Annotated in this window: 10 protein-coding genes and 1 pseudogene; 10 read left to right on the forward strand and 1 reads right to left on the reverse strand. The window is 63.6% G+C overall.

Going from position 1 to position 13,056, the window contains the following annotated elements:
* The first annotated feature begins 2 nt into the window (after positions 1-2).
* From IVB50_RS02970 to IVB50_RS03000, 7 genes and pseudogenes are all read left to right on the forward strand, one after another.
* Positions 3-1,019, forward strand: a complete 1,017-nt coding sequence (locus tag IVB50_RS02970) for a branched-chain amino acid ABC transporter permease (protein WP_026233593.1) — start codon at positions 3-5, stop codon at positions 1,017-1,019.
* Positions 1,020-1,050: 31 nt separating this feature from the next.
* A complete protein-coding gene (locus IVB50_RS02975; RefSeq protein ID WP_026233592.1) occupies positions 1,051-2,286 on the forward strand; it encodes an ABC transporter substrate-binding protein in 1,236 nt (411 codons plus the stop codon).
* Positions 2,287-2,407: 121 nt separating this feature from the next.
* Positions 2,408-3,634: an ABC transporter substrate-binding protein gene (locus IVB50_RS02980; RefSeq protein WP_247294169.1), complete on the forward strand. Its 1,227-nt coding sequence runs from the start codon at positions 2,408-2,410 to the stop codon at positions 3,632-3,634.
* A gap of 239 nt (positions 3,635-3,873) precedes the next feature.
* Complete coding sequence (locus IVB50_RS02985) at positions 3,874-5,103, forward strand: ABC transporter substrate-binding protein (protein WP_018458479.1); 1,230 nt, start codon at positions 3,874-3,876, stop codon at positions 5,101-5,103.
* Between the two features lie 193 nt (positions 5,104-5,296).
* Entirely contained in the window at positions 5,297-6,580 is a 1,284-nt protein-coding gene (locus IVB50_RS02990; protein WP_247294184.1) for a glycerate kinase, read from the forward strand.
* Between the two features lie 187 nt (positions 6,581-6,767).
* Positions 6,768-7,442 (forward strand): PAS-domain containing protein, encoded by a 675-nt coding sequence (locus IVB50_RS02995; protein WP_026233591.1) that lies wholly within the window; start codon positions 6,768-6,770, stop codon positions 7,440-7,442.
* Positions 7,421-8,578, forward strand: a pseudogene (locus tag IVB50_RS03000) (EAL domain-containing protein); the annotation flags it as partial. The gene IVB50_RS02995 and the pseudogene IVB50_RS03000, both read left to right, overlap by 22 nt.
* 198 nt (positions 8,579-8,776) lie before the next feature.
* Here IVB50_RS03000 and IVB50_RS03005 read toward each other — a convergent pair.
* Positions 8,777-9,298 (reverse strand): MarR family transcriptional regulator, encoded by a 522-nt coding sequence (locus tag IVB50_RS03005; RefSeq protein ID WP_007605305.1) that lies wholly within the window; start codon positions 9,296-9,298, stop codon positions 8,777-8,779.
* Between the two features lie 176 nt (positions 9,299-9,474).
* On the opposite strand from IVB50_RS03005, the gene IVB50_RS03010 reads away from it, so the two are divergent.
* Genes IVB50_RS03010 through IVB50_RS03020 form a run of 3 tightly spaced genes read left to right on the forward strand, consistent with a single transcriptional unit; the run spans position 9,475 to position 13,020 of the window.
* Positions 9,475-10,515 carry a branched-chain amino acid ABC transporter permease gene (locus tag IVB50_RS03010; RefSeq protein ID WP_026233590.1) on the forward strand — a complete coding sequence of 347 codons (1,041 nt, stop codon included), beginning with the start codon at positions 9,475-9,477 and terminating at the stop codon, positions 10,513-10,515.
* Between the two features lie 7 nt (positions 10,516-10,522).
* Positions 10,523-12,292, forward strand: coding sequence for a branched-chain amino acid ABC transporter ATP-binding protein/permease (locus IVB50_RS03015; RefSeq protein ID WP_018458476.1), 1,770 nt, complete (start codon positions 10,523-10,525; stop codon positions 12,290-12,292).
* The gene (locus tag IVB50_RS03020) at positions 12,289-13,020 is read left to right on the forward strand and encodes an ABC transporter ATP-binding protein (protein ID WP_018458475.1); all 732 of its coding nucleotides are present in this window, start codon (positions 12,289-12,291) and stop codon (positions 13,018-13,020) included. The genes IVB50_RS03015 and IVB50_RS03020 overlap by 4 nt, the downstream gene beginning before the upstream one ends.
* Positions 13,021-13,056: the final 36 nt, after the last annotated feature.

The raw sequence follows: 13,056 nt of genomic DNA on the forward strand, positions 1-13,056 counted from the left end.
TCATGAGCGCTGCAGAAGACGTCGTCACGGAAGCCCCGGCCGTCGAGGCGGTTCCGAAGCGGGCGATGACGCTGGGCACGGGCACCTCTCTGTTGGTGCTGGCGGTGCTGTTGATCGTGCCGGTGTTCGTCAAGAACTTCATCATCTTCCAGATGACGATGCTCCTGATCTACGGGCTCGCGGTGCTGGCCTTGAACATCCTGACGGGCGGCTCCGGCCAGTTCTCGCTCGGCCAGAGCGCCTTCTACGCCGTGGGCGCTTATACGTCGGCGGTGCTGATGGAGTACTTCAACGTCAACTATGCGCTGACAATTCCGATTTCCGCCGCGGTCTGCTTCGCATTCGGCTACCTGTTCGGCAAGCCGGCGCTGCGGCTGTCGGGCGTCTATCTCGCGCTCGCGACCTTTGCGCTTGCCACCGCGATGCCGCAGCTGCTGAAGCTGAACTTCCTCGAGCACTGGACCGGCGGCGTGCAGGGCCTCGTCGTCACCAAGCCCGACGCGCCGTTCGGGCTGCCTATGTCGCAGGACACCTGGCTCTACTACTTCTCGCTCGCCGTCGTGCTCGCGATCTACATCTTCTCGGTCAACCTGCTGCGCTCCCGGTCGGGCCGCGCCTTCATGGCGATCCGCGACAACGAGATCGCGGCCTCCTCGATGGGCGTCAACGTCGCACTGTACAAGACGCTGGCCTTCGGCGTGTCCGCCGGCATCACCGGCGTTGCCGGCTCGCTTGGCGCCATCGCCGTGCAGTTCGTCGCGCCCGACAGCTACACGATCACGCTGGCGATCTCGCTGTTCCTCGGCATGGTCGTCGGTGGCGTCGGCTGGCTGCCCGGCTCGTTCGTCGGCGCCGCCTTCATCATTTTCGTGCCGAACATGGCGGAGGGCATCTCCAAGGGCCTCTCCGGCGCGGTGTTCGGCGTACTCCTGTTCGCCGTCATCTACCTCGTGCCGCACGGCGCGAGGCAGATTGCGATCATGGGCCAGCAACTCGTCGGCCGGCTCAGAAAGAACTGACAACCCGTTGATTAAGCTAAGGAGACCCGAATTGTTTTTTGAAAGAACACTGCGAACCGCTGCGCTGGTGACGGCAACGGCGGTCATCACTCTCACCTCCGGCGCCGCATTCGCCCAGAAAAAATATGACACCGGCGCGTCCGATACCGAGATCAAGATCGGCAACATCATGCCGTATAGCGGTCCGGCCTCGGCCTATGGCATCATCGGCAAGACCGAAGAAGCCTACTTCAAGATGATCAACGACAAGGGCGGCATCAACGGCCGCAAGATCAACTTCGTCACCTATGACGACGGCTATTCGCCGCCGAAGGCCGTCGAGCAGGTCCGCAAGCTGGTCGAGAGCGACGAGGTGATCGTCGTGTTCAACCCGCTCGGCACGCCCTCGAACAGCGCGATCCAGAAATACCTCAACGCCAAGAAGATCCCGCAGCTGTTCGTCGCCACCGGCGCCACCAAGTGGAATGACCCGAAGAACTTCCCCTGGACCATGGGCTGGCAGCCGTCCTACCAGAGCGAAGCGCAGATCTACGCGAAATGGCTGTTGAAGGAAAAGCCGGACGCCAAGATCGCGATCCTCTATCAGAACGACGATTTCGGCAAAGACTACCTCAAGGGCACCAAGGACGGCCTGGGCGCCAAGGGCGCGTCCATGATCATCATGGAAGAAAGCTACGAGGTGTCCGAACCCTCGATCGACGGTCACATCGTCAAGATCAAGGCGGCCAATCCCGACGTCCTGCTGATCTACGCGACGCCGAAGTTCGCGGCCCAGACCATCAAGAAGACCGCCGAGCTGAGCTGGAAGCCGCTGCAGATCCTCACCAACGTGTCGATCTCGGTCGGCAGCGTGATGAAGCCGGCCGGCTTCGAGGCCTCGCAGGGCGTGCTGTCGGCGGCCTATGCCAAGGACTCCACGGACCCGCAGTGGGCCAACGACCCCGGCATGAAGAAGTGGAACGAGTTCGTCGACAAGTACATGCCGGGTGCCGACAAGTCCGACACCAGCATGGTCTACGGCTACGGCGCGGCGTCGACGCTGGCCAAGGTCCTGGAGATGTGCGGCGACGATCTGACCCGGGCCAACATCATGAAGCAGGCGGCCTCGTTGAAGGATTTCGCACCGGATACCCTGCTGCCCGGCGTCAAGATCAACACCAGCCCAACCGACTTCGCCCCGATCGCCCAGCTCCAGATGCAGCGTTTCAAGGGCGAGAAGTGGGAACTCTTCGGCGAGATCATCAGCGGCGACATCGCCACGGAGTGACGCTCTGACGCTATAGTCCGACACATCGAGAAGCCCCCGCGAACGAATCGCGGGGGCTTTTTGTTGACGTCCCGCATCAATCTTGTTCAATGCGGCGGCGATCCGTTCCGGGTGGAGAAAGATGACTGCCGTTCGATTTCAGGTTGCGGGCGTTCTGGCCGCATTCGCGTTGTGCACTGCGATGAGCGGCCCGGTCCTGGCGCAGAAGAAATACGACAGCGGCGCTTCCGATACCGAGATCAAAATCGGCAACATCATGCCCTATAGCGGCCCGGCCTCCGCCTATGCGGCGATCGGCAAGGCCGAGGAAGCCTATTTCAACAAGATCAATGCCGAGGGCGGCATCGGCGGCCGCAAGATCAAGTTCATCTCCTACGACGACGGCTATTCGCCGCCGAAGACGGTGGAGCAGGCCCGCAAGCTGGTCGAGAGCGACGGGGTGCTGCTGATCTTCGGCTCGCTCGGCACCTCCACCAACGGCGCCATCCGCAAATACATGAACGAGAAGAAGGTGCCGCAATTGTTCGTGGCGAGCGGCGCTTCGAAGTGGAACGATCCGAAGCAATATCCCTGGACCATGGGCTGGCAGCCGAGCTACGCCAGCGAGGCGCGCATCTACGCCAAATACATCATGAAGGAGAAGCCGGAAGGCAAGATCGGCGTGCTCTATCAGAACGACGATTTCGGCAAGGACTACCTGAAAGGGCTGAAGGATGGCCTTGGACCCAAGGCCTCGATGATCGTGCTGGAAGACGGTTACGACACGTCGGAGCCGGCAATCGACGAGCACGTTGTGAAATTGAAGGCCTCCGGCGCCGACATTTTCGTCAGCATCACCACCCCGAAATTTGCAGCGCAGGCGATCAAGAAGGCGGCCGAGATCGGCTGGCATCCGGTCCACATCATCTCCAACGTCTCGGCCTCGGTCGGCGGCGTACTCGAGCCGGCGGGGCTCGAGATCTCGCAAGGGATCCTGTCGGCGAGCTACACCAAGGACGCCTCCGACCCGCAATGGAATGCCGATGACGGCATGAAGAAATTCTACAACTTCCTCGCCAAATACGATCCCAAGGCCAACAAGCTCGATGCCGGCGTGGTGTTCGGCTATGCCGCCGCGCAGACCATGGTGAAGGTGCTGCAAATGTGCGGTGACGACCTCACCCGCGACAACGTCATGAAGCAGGCCGCCTCCTTGAAGGATTTCCAGCCCGACACGCTGTTGCCAGGCATCAAGATCAACACCGCAGCCGACGATTTCGCCCCGATCGAGCAGCTCCAGATGATGCGCTTCAAGGGCAAGAAGTGGGAGCTGTTCGGGGACGTGATCTCGAGCGAGCTCGACCACTGAAGCCGCGCAACTCAAACTCGCTCCTGATCGGTTCATCAACTCAAGCGGATGCCTCTTCTCGCAGTCGCACACGAGCGCGCGGCCGCCCCTGACTACTAAAGAAGCAGCCCCCGCGACCCCGCCGCAGGGGCTTTCTGTTGTAGGCATCAGGTAAATCGTATTGAATTGCGGCTGCGTCACCAAAAACAGGCAACACAAGAAAAGGGACGCACACACACCAAGAAAATAGGGAGATAGGAATGCCCGCTGTCACCGGCAAACTTGCGGCCGCGTCACTGGCGCTCGCGCTCATTGCGGCCTCGGCCTCCACTGCATCGGCCCAGAAGAAATACGACACCGGCGCGACCGATACCGAGATCAAGGTCGGCAACATCATGCCTTACAGCGGACCGGCCTCCGCCTACGGCATCATCGGACGGACCGAAGCCGCCTATTTCAAGAAGATCAACGACGAAGGCGGCATCAACGGTCGCAAGATCAACTTCATCAGCTACGACGACGCCTACTCGCCGCCGAAAACGGTGGAGCAGGCGCGCAAGCTGGTCGAGAGCGACGAGGTGCTGTTCATCTTCAACTCGCTCGGCACGCCGCCGAACTCGGCGATCCACAAATACATGAACTCGAAGAAGGTGCCGCAGCTCTTCGTCGCCACCGGCGCCACCAAGTGGAACGATCCGCAGAACTTCCCCTGGACCATGGGGTGGCAGCCCAACTACCAGAGCGAGACGCAGATCTACGCGAAGTGGCTGCTGAAGAACAAGCCCGACGCCAAGATCGCCGTGCTGTTCCAGAACGATGATTACGGCAAGGATTATCTCAAGGGCCTGAAGGACGGCCTCGGCGCCAAAGCCGCGTCGATGATCGTCGTGGAGGAGAGCTACGAGACCTCCGAACCGACCATCGACAACCACATCGTCAAGCTGAAGTCGACCGGCGCCGACGTCTTCATGAACATCACGACGCCGAAATTCGCAGCCCAGGCGATCAAGAAGAACGCCGAGATCGGCTGGAAGCCGCTGCACTTCCTCAACAACGTCTCTGCCTCCGTCGGCAGCGTGATGAAGCCTGCCGGCTTCGAGAACGGCCAGGACATCATCTCGGCCGATTATCTGAAGGACGTATCGGATCCGCAGTGGGCCAATGATGCCGGCATGAAGGACTTTCTCGCCTTCATGACCAAATACTTCCCCGAGGGCGACAAGCTCGATAAGGGCACGATCGTCGGCTATGCCGTGGCCCAGACCCTGGTTCAGGTCTTGAAGCAGTGCGGTGACGATCTCACGCGCGAGAACGTCATGAAGCAAGCGGCGAATCTGAAGGACTTCCGCACCGAGGCCCTGCTGCCGGGCGTGAAGATCAACACCTCGCCGACCGATTTCGCGCCGATCAGCCAGCTTCAACTCGAGAAGTTCAAAGGCGAGAAGTTTGAGCTGTTCGGAGACGTGATCAGCGCCGACGTCGGCGGTTAGCCCCATCAAGGACGCGACGACGGAAACCCCCTGCGAACCATCGCAGGGGGTTTTTGCTTGCGCGGCGATTATGATCACGCGATTGCACAATCGAATGATGGCAAAGCCGGCTTACGCTTTGGCGCATGATGCGGTAGGCAGGTGAGCGGCGCGTTCGCCGCCAGTCTTTCCTGTCCGCTCAAGGCCCTTCGTCATGACCGACCGACGCCCCCTGCTCCGCGCGCTCTACGACGCCGCCGTTGCCGCCGCTCATCCGAGCACAATTCTGGCGCCGCACCTGCGGCCCGCGCCAAAGGGACGCGTGATCTGTCTCGCCGCCGGCAAGGGCGCGGCCGCGATGGCCGCCGCCGCCGAGCGGCATTATCTCGACACGCTCGGGCTCGCACCGGAACGCCTCGTCGGCATCGCCACCACGCGTCACGGCTACGGCGTGCCGACGCGCCGCATCCGCGTGGTCGAGGCCGGTCATCCCGTGCCCGACGAAGCCGGCCTGAAGGGCGCGGCCGACACGCTGGCGCTCGCGGCCGAGGCCGGGCCGGACGATCTGCTCTTGGTGCTGCTCACCGGCGGCGGCTCGGCGAACTGGATCGCGCCCGTCAACGGCATCAGCTTCGGGCAGAAGCAGGCGGTCAACAAGGCGCTGCTCCGCTCCGGCGGGCCGATCGGCGAGATGAATGTCGTGCGCAAGCATCTGTCGCGGATCAAGGGCGGGCGGCTGGCGCGCGCCGGCAAAAATGCCGCCGAGATCGTGACGCTTGCGATTTCCGACGTGCCGCATGACGATCCCTCCGCAATCGCCTCCGGTCCGACCGTGCCCGATCCGACCACGCTCAATGATGCGCGCGCCATCGTCGCCAGGTACAAGCTCGACATCGACGATGCCGTCCGCCGCGCGCTGGACGACCCCGCCAACGAGAGCTGCAAGCCCGGTGATGCCGCCTTCGCGCGCGCGCATTTCGAATTGATCGCACGTCCGAAGCAATCGCTCGACGCTGCGGTCAAACTCGCGCATGAGGCCGGTTACGAGACGATCGATCTCGGCGCCGACCTCGAAGGGGAGGCCCGCGACGTTGCCGCCGATCACGCCAGGCTGGCGCTTCAGGCCCGCGCGCAGGGCAAGCGTGTCGCGATCCTCTCCGGCGGCGAGCTCACGGTCACCGTGCGCGGCAATGGCCGCGGCGGCCCGAACCAGGAATACGCGCTGGCGCTCGCCGGCCTCTTGAAGGACACGCCTGACATCTCCGCGCTCGCCGGCGACACCGACGGCGCCGATGGCGGTGCCGGCAATCCCACTGATCCCGCCGGCGCGCTGATCGACGCGGCGACGTTCGCGAAGATGGCGGCGCAGCGGCTGCAGCCGCAGGCCTATCTCGACAACAACGACGCGACCACGTTCTTCGAGGCGACGGGCGACCTGTTGCTGCCGGGGCCCACGCTGACCAATGTGAACGACATCAGGGTAATCCTGGTCGACTGACACGGTGGCATCGCCATCCCGCCGGCGCCCCGCGCGGTTCGGCGGACGACATGGTTAACGATCTCTGAATTCTCGTCGGTGTCCTCTTTTCCAGGGGGCGGGCATCGCCGCCCTTAAGCTCGCGTTCGCCGCAGTTTCAGGAACATGTCCCGAAATTGGGCGAATTGTCGGGCTGATCTACCGCGAGATGTACGCGCTCTCGCCCGACCAGGTGCACCCGGGCACGCCGATCAAGGACCTGATCGAGCATCGGCTCAAACTGGGCCTGAGCATCGGCGGAGAAGCCGGCGCCTATGTCCGTGCCCGCACCGAGGGTTCGGTCGTCAGTGAGCAGACGGTCCAGCAATTCGCCGACGGACGAATCATCGCCTACACCATTCATCCCCTGCCCGACGGCGGCGGCATGGCGACGCACGAGGACATTACAGAGCGCGAAGAGCTCAGTCGGCGGTTGCAGGAGCGCAATTTTCAGTTCGACATCGCGATCAACAACATGTCGCACGGACTCTGCTTCTTCAGCGCCGACCATCGGCTGGTGGTCTGCAACACGCACTTTATCGAGATGTACGGCCTGCCGCCCGACCGCGTTCGTCCGGGCACGCCGCTCCAGGAGATCCTCGACCTACGCTACGAGGTCGGCAGCGTGCCGGCGATGACGCGGGAGGAATACGCCAAATGGCGGACCGATGTCGCCATGTCAGCCGAGGCCATGGACAGCATCGTCGAGATGCAGAACGGGCGAACCTTCAGATCAGGCACCGACCGATGCCCGATCTCAGGTGGGTCGCGACCCACGAAGACATCACCGAGCAGCGCAAGGCGGAATTGCAGATCGCGCATATGGCGCACTACGACGCGCTGACGGACCTCGCCAATCGCGCCCTGCTCGGTCAGCGCCTCAAGCAGGCGCTCGAACAGGGCGGGATGTTCGCGATCCACCACGTCGATCTCGACAAGTTCAAGGCCGTCAACGACACCCTGGGCCACCAGGCCGGCGACATCCTGCTGCAGGATGTCAGCCGCCGCCTCAAGCAGCTCGCGCGCGACAGCGATACGGTCGCGCGCATGGGTGGCGATGAATTCGTGATCCTCCAGACGCCGATTTCCGATTCGAGCGAGGCGGACCTGCTGGCGCGCGACGTTGTCAGGACGCTGAGTGCTCCGTTCGGGCTCGACGGACACCAGACCATTGCGGGCGCGAGCATCGGGATCGCGATTGCGCCTGGCGACGGCTCGACGCCCGAGCAACTCCTGCACAATGCCGATCTGGCCCTGTATCGCGCGAAAAGCGACGGCCGCGGCATGCACTGCTTCTTCGAACCGGCCATGGGCGAAGAAGCGCAAAGCCGTCGCGGGCTGGAGCAGGACCTGCGCAACGGCCTTGCCGCCGGCCAGTTCGAACTGCACTACCAGCCGGTCGTGAAGACCGACGGCGGCGAGATCAGCGGCTTCGAAGCCTTGATCCGCTGGCGACATCCCCGGCGCGGACTGGTCGCGCCCAACAGCTTTATCCCGCTTGCGGAAGAGATCGGCCTGATCGTGCCGATCGGCGAATGGGTGATCCGGCAGGCCTGTGGCACTGCAAGCCGATGGCCGGACCATCTGCACGTCGCCGTCAACATCTCGGCGGTGCAATTCCGCCAGCCGGGCCTGACGGAGGTGATCGTCGGCGCGCTGGCGGCCTCCGGCCTCGATCCGCGGCGGCTGGAGATCGAGATCACGGAAAGCGTGTTTCTGCAGGACAGGAACGGAACGCTGACGACGCTGCACCAGCTCCGGGCGCTGGGCATCAAGGTCGCCATGGACGATTTCGGCACCGGCTATTCGTCACTGACCTATCTGCAATGCTTCCCCTTCGACAAGATCAAGATCGACCGGTCTTTCGTCAGCGGCGTGGAAAACAATGCGGCATCCCTCAGCATCGTGCGGGCGGTGGCGGCACTGGCGCGCGGGATGGGCATGACGACGACGGCGGAGGGGGTGGAGAGCGAGGAGCAACGGGACCGGATCGCAGCGGAGGGCTGCACGGAAATGCAGGGCTATTTGTTCAGCCCTCCGTTGCCCGCCGAGGAAATCGAGCGCCATTTCCTGTCCGCGAAAACACCTGCCATGCCCGACCGGTTCGCTCTGCGGCATAACCGCCGCCAGCCCGCCCGCGCTTCCGGGTTTGATGCCCGGTCGCCGGGCAATCAACCGTCAAAACTCGTTGGCGATCTTCGAGAGCATCCCGAGCAGGGCTTCGCGGTTGGACGGCCCGAGCAGCTCGTTCAGCCGGGCCTCGTGCTTGGTGGCGACGAGCTTCTTGGCGCGGGCCAGCACGGCCTTGCCCTTGTCGGTCAGCACCAAGATGTGCGAGCGGCGGTCGTTGGTGGAGCGGATCCGCGCGCAAAGGTCGCGGCTCTCGAGATTGTCGAGCATCGCCACGAAATTCGGGCGCAGGATGCCGAGGGTGGAGGCGATCTCGGTCTGGTTACGGCCGGGGTTTTTCTCGACCAGCAGCAGCACGGAGAACTGCGCCGGCGTGAGCTGGAGCGAGGCCATGCAGCGCAGGAAGTTCTCGAACACCTTGAGCTGTGCCCGCTTCAGGACATAGCCGAGCTGCTCCGAGAGCTCGCCGAGCTGGAGGGCTTCACCAGGCCCGTCGGCCGCGTCCTTGCGGCCCTTGGCGGTCTCGGCGGGTTTTTCAGAGGACTTTTCAGCGGTTTTGGAAACGGTCATCGCCTCATGCTCGCAATCCCGTTAAGTTCGGGAGGATCGTTCGCCACCCTTGATGTTATATTTGATAATTGTTATGGACCATATCAAATATCGTCAGCGCTGTTCAATGGCTGTGAGCGGACCGTCCACCACAATCAGGGGACCGGTCCTGAATCTTTGAGGGGGAGCGTCCGGTCTTGAATACCACCATCATGCTGTTCCTGCTGCAGGACGGCATCACCAATGGCGCGATCTATGCGCTGCTCGGCCTGGCGCTGGTGCTGGTGTTCGCCGTCACCCGCGTCATCCTCATTCCCCAAGGCGAATTCGTCACCTATGGCGCGCTGACCTATGCCTCGCTGGCCGCGGGCCAGATGCCGGGTACGGCGAAACTCGCGCTCGCCCTGGGCATTGGCGCCTTCGCGTTCGACCTGTTCGCCGCGCGCAAGGCGCTGCACGGACGCCTGATCCTGCGCAGCGTCATCACCAATATCGTGCTGCCGGCCATCGTGCTGGCGCTGACCGTCTACTACGCCGCTCAGAAGCCGCCGGTTGCGGTCTGCATCGCACTGTCGCTGGTGATCGTGGCGATGATCGGCCTGTTTCTCTACCGCATCGCATTCCAGCCGCTGGCGCACACCTCCGTGCTGGTGCTGTTGATCGCCTCGGTGGGCGTTCACCTCGCGCTTCAGGGTTTGGGCCTTTTGTTCTTCGGCGCCGAAGGCCAGCGCGGACCTGCCGTGCTGTCCGGCTCCTTCACCAGCGGTGCGCTGCGCTTCACCGGCCAGAGCATCACGGTCTATGGCATTACCATCGCCTTCATCGTCGGGCTGTGGCTGTTCTTTGGGTTGACACTTTACGGCAAGGCGCTGCGCGCGACCGCTGTGAACCGGCTCGGTGCCCGGCTCGTCGGCATCCGCACCACGCTATCCGGTCAGATCGCCTTCCTGCTGGCGTCCGTCATCGGCGCACTGTCGGGCATCATGATCGTGCCTATCACGACGCTGTATTACGACTCGGGCTTCCTGATCGGCCTGAAGGGCTTTGTCGCCGCGATCATCGGCGGGCTTGTCAGCTACCCCCTCACCGCCGTCGCGGCGCTAGTCGTCGGCATCGTCGAGGCGTTCTCGTCCTTCTATGCCTCCAACTACAAGGAGGTGATCGTTTTCATGCTCTTGATTCCCGTGCTGCTGCTGCGCTCGCTCGCGGCGCCTGCGGTCGAGGAAGAGAAGGACTGACGCCAAGATGCAGAGCCGGCTCCCCATCCTCATCTTCGCGCTGATCATGGCGGCGATCCCGTTTGTTCCGGGCATGCCCCCATTCTGGATCGTGCTGCTCGACAATATCGGCCTCGCGGCCCTGGTCGCGATGGGCCTCGTGCTGCTGACCGGCGTCGGCGGCCTGACCTCGTTTGGACAAGCGGCCTTCGTCGGCTTCGGCGCCTACACCACCGCGGTGCTGTCGACAACCTACGGCATGTCGCCCTGGCTGACGCTACCACTGTCGCTGCTGGTCAGCGGATTGCTGGCGGTGCTGCTCGGCCTCGTCACCGTCCGTCTCTCCGGCCATTATCTGCCGCTCGGCACGCTCGCCTGGGGACTCGGCTTGTTCTATCTCTTCAGCAAGCTGGAATTTTTGGGAAGAAACGACGGCATCTCGGCGATCCCGCCGCTGTCGATCGGCTCGTTCAAAATGCTCTCGCCCGGCTCGATCTACTACGCGATCTGGGTTGCCGTGATCCTCTCGGCGTTGCTCACGATGAACCTGCTGGACTCCCGCACCGGCCGCGCCATCCGCGCGCTCCGGCGCGGCCATGTCGCGGCCGAGGCGTTCGGCGTGCACACCCCGCGGGCGAAAATGCTGGTGTTCATCCATGCCGCCGTGCTCGCCGGCCTCTCCGGCTGGCTCTACGCCCATCTTCAGCGCGCGGTGAACCCGACGCCGTTCGGCGCGCAGGCGGGCATCGAGTATCTCTTCATCGCCGTGGTCGGCGGCGCCGGCTATGTCTGGGGCGGCGTCCTGGGCGCGGCGCTGGTCGTGGTCCTGAAGGAAGTGCTGCAGAGCTACCTGCCGTTGATCCTGCCCGGCTCGGGCCAGGTCGAGACCATCGTGTTCGGCATCATGCTGGTGGCGTTGCTCCAGCTCGCACCCGGCGGCGTCTGGCCCTGGCTGATGTCGTTCCTGCCCCAGCGTACCAGTGGCAAGAAGCCAGACACTTCGCTGAAACTGGAGCAGCGCACCCGCTCGCCCGGCCAATCCAGCGTCCTGCTCCAGGTCGAGAAGGCGCGGAAACAATTTGGCGGCGTGGTCGCGGTGAACAACGTCTCCTTCGACGTCCAGGCTCGCGAGATCGTCGCGCTGATCGGCCCCAACGGCGCCGGCAAGAGCACCACCTTCAACCTGATCACCGGCGTGCTGTCGGCCAGCTCGGGCTCGATCTCCGTGCTCGGCAACAAGGTCGACAGGGCGCCGCCGCAGGAGATCGTCAAGCTCGGCATCTCCCGCACCTTCCAGCACGTCAAGCTGGTGCCTGATATGACCGTGCTGGAAAACGTCGCGATCGGTGCCCATCTGCGCGGCCATTCGGGGCCGATCTCCTCGATGCTGCGGCTCGACCGCACTGATGAGGCAAAGCTGCTCGCCGAAGCCACCCGCCAGATCGAGCGGGTCGGACTTGGCGAGCAGATGCATCAGCTCGCAGGCTCGCTCTCACTGGGACAGCAACGGATCGTCGAGATCGCCCGTGCGTTGTGCGTCGATCCGATGCTGCTGCTGCTCGACGAGCCGGCCGCCGGCCTGCGCCACATGGAGAAGGAGCGGCTCGCGACGCTGCTGCGCGAGCTGCGCGACGGCGGCATGAGCGTCCTGCTGGTCGAGCACGACATGGGCTTCGTCATGAACCTCGCCGACCGCATCGTGGTGCTCGATTTCGGCACCAAGATCGCGGAAGGAACGCCGGCCACGATCAAGACCAATCCCGAAGTGATCAAGGCCTATCTCGGAGTGGCGGCATGAGCGCGCTGTTGTCCGTCGCCAACGCCCATGTCGCCTATGGCAAGGTCGAGGCCGTGCGCTCGGTCTCGCTCGAAGTCGGCCAGAACCAGATCGTCACCATCGTCGGCGCCAACGGTGCCGGCAAGACCACGCTGCTCTCCGCCATCATCGGCATTTTGCCGCTGAAAGGGCGCGTTTCATTCGCAGGTCAGGACCTGTCGCGGCTCGACATCGAGGACCGCGTCGCCATGGGGCTTGGCCTCGTTCCCGAGCACCGCGAATTGTTCGTGACCATGAATGTCGAGGACAATCTCGAGTTAGGGGCCTTCCGCATCGAGAGAAGCAAGGCGAAAGCCTCGATGGAGCGGGTCTACACGCTGTTTCCGCGGCTCAAGGAGCGGCGCAAGCAGCTCGCCGGCACGCTCTCCGGCGGCGAGCAGCAGATGCTCGCAATGGGCCGCGCACTGATGGGCGAGCCCAAGCTCCTGATGCTGGACGAGCCGAGCCTCGGCCTCGCCCCGATCATCGTCGCCGACATTTTCCGCATCGTCACCGAACTGCGCGCCGCCGGCGTCTCCGTGCTGCTGGTCGAGCAGAACGCGCAGGCGGCATTGAAGATCGCGGATCAGGCCTATGTCATGGAGCTCGGCGAGTTCGTGCTCAGCGGCAAGGCCAGCGACATCGCGGCGAATGAGCGCGTGGCGGCGAGCTATCTCGGCTTCCAGCACGAAGGGGCGAGTGTGTTGTAACTTCGAGACGCGCTTCCTCAAACTCATCTGTCATCG

Source organism: Bradyrhizobium sp. 87 (genome assembly GCF_023073015.1).
GTDB lineage: Bacteria > Pseudomonadota > Alphaproteobacteria > Rhizobiales > Xanthobacteraceae > Bradyrhizobium > Bradyrhizobium canariense_D.

What these genes read in the sequence shown, in the direction of transcription:
- IVB50_RS02995 (WP_026233591.1), top strand. Translation starts at nt 6,768, where the DNA reads ATGTACGCGCTCTCGCCCGACCAGGTGCACCCGGGCACGCCGATCAAG.
- IVB50_RS03005 (WP_007605305.1), bottom strand. Translation starts at nt 9,298, where the DNA reads ATGACCGTTTCCAAAACCGCTGAAAAGTCCTCTGAAAAACCCGCCGAG.
- IVB50_RS02980 (WP_247294169.1), top strand. Translation starts at nt 2,408, where the DNA reads ATGACTGCCGTTCGATTTCAGGTTGCGGGCGTTCTGGCCGCATTCGCG.
- IVB50_RS03020 (WP_018458475.1), top strand. Translation starts at nt 12,289, where the DNA reads ATGAGCGCGCTGTTGTCCGTCGCCAACGCCCATGTCGCCTATGGCAAG.
- IVB50_RS03015 (WP_018458476.1), top strand. Translation starts at nt 10,523, where the DNA reads ATGCAGAGCCGGCTCCCCATCCTCATCTTCGCGCTGATCATGGCGGCG.
- IVB50_RS02990 (WP_247294184.1), top strand. Translation starts at nt 5,297, where the DNA reads ATGACCGACCGACGCCCCCTGCTCCGCGCGCTCTACGACGCCGCCGTT.
- IVB50_RS02970 (WP_026233593.1), top strand. Translation starts at nt 3, where the DNA reads ATGAGCGCTGCAGAAGACGTCGTCACGGAAGCCCCGGCCGTCGAGGCG.
- IVB50_RS02985 (WP_018458479.1), top strand. Translation starts at nt 3,874, where the DNA reads ATGCCCGCTGTCACCGGCAAACTTGCGGCCGCGTCACTGGCGCTCGCG.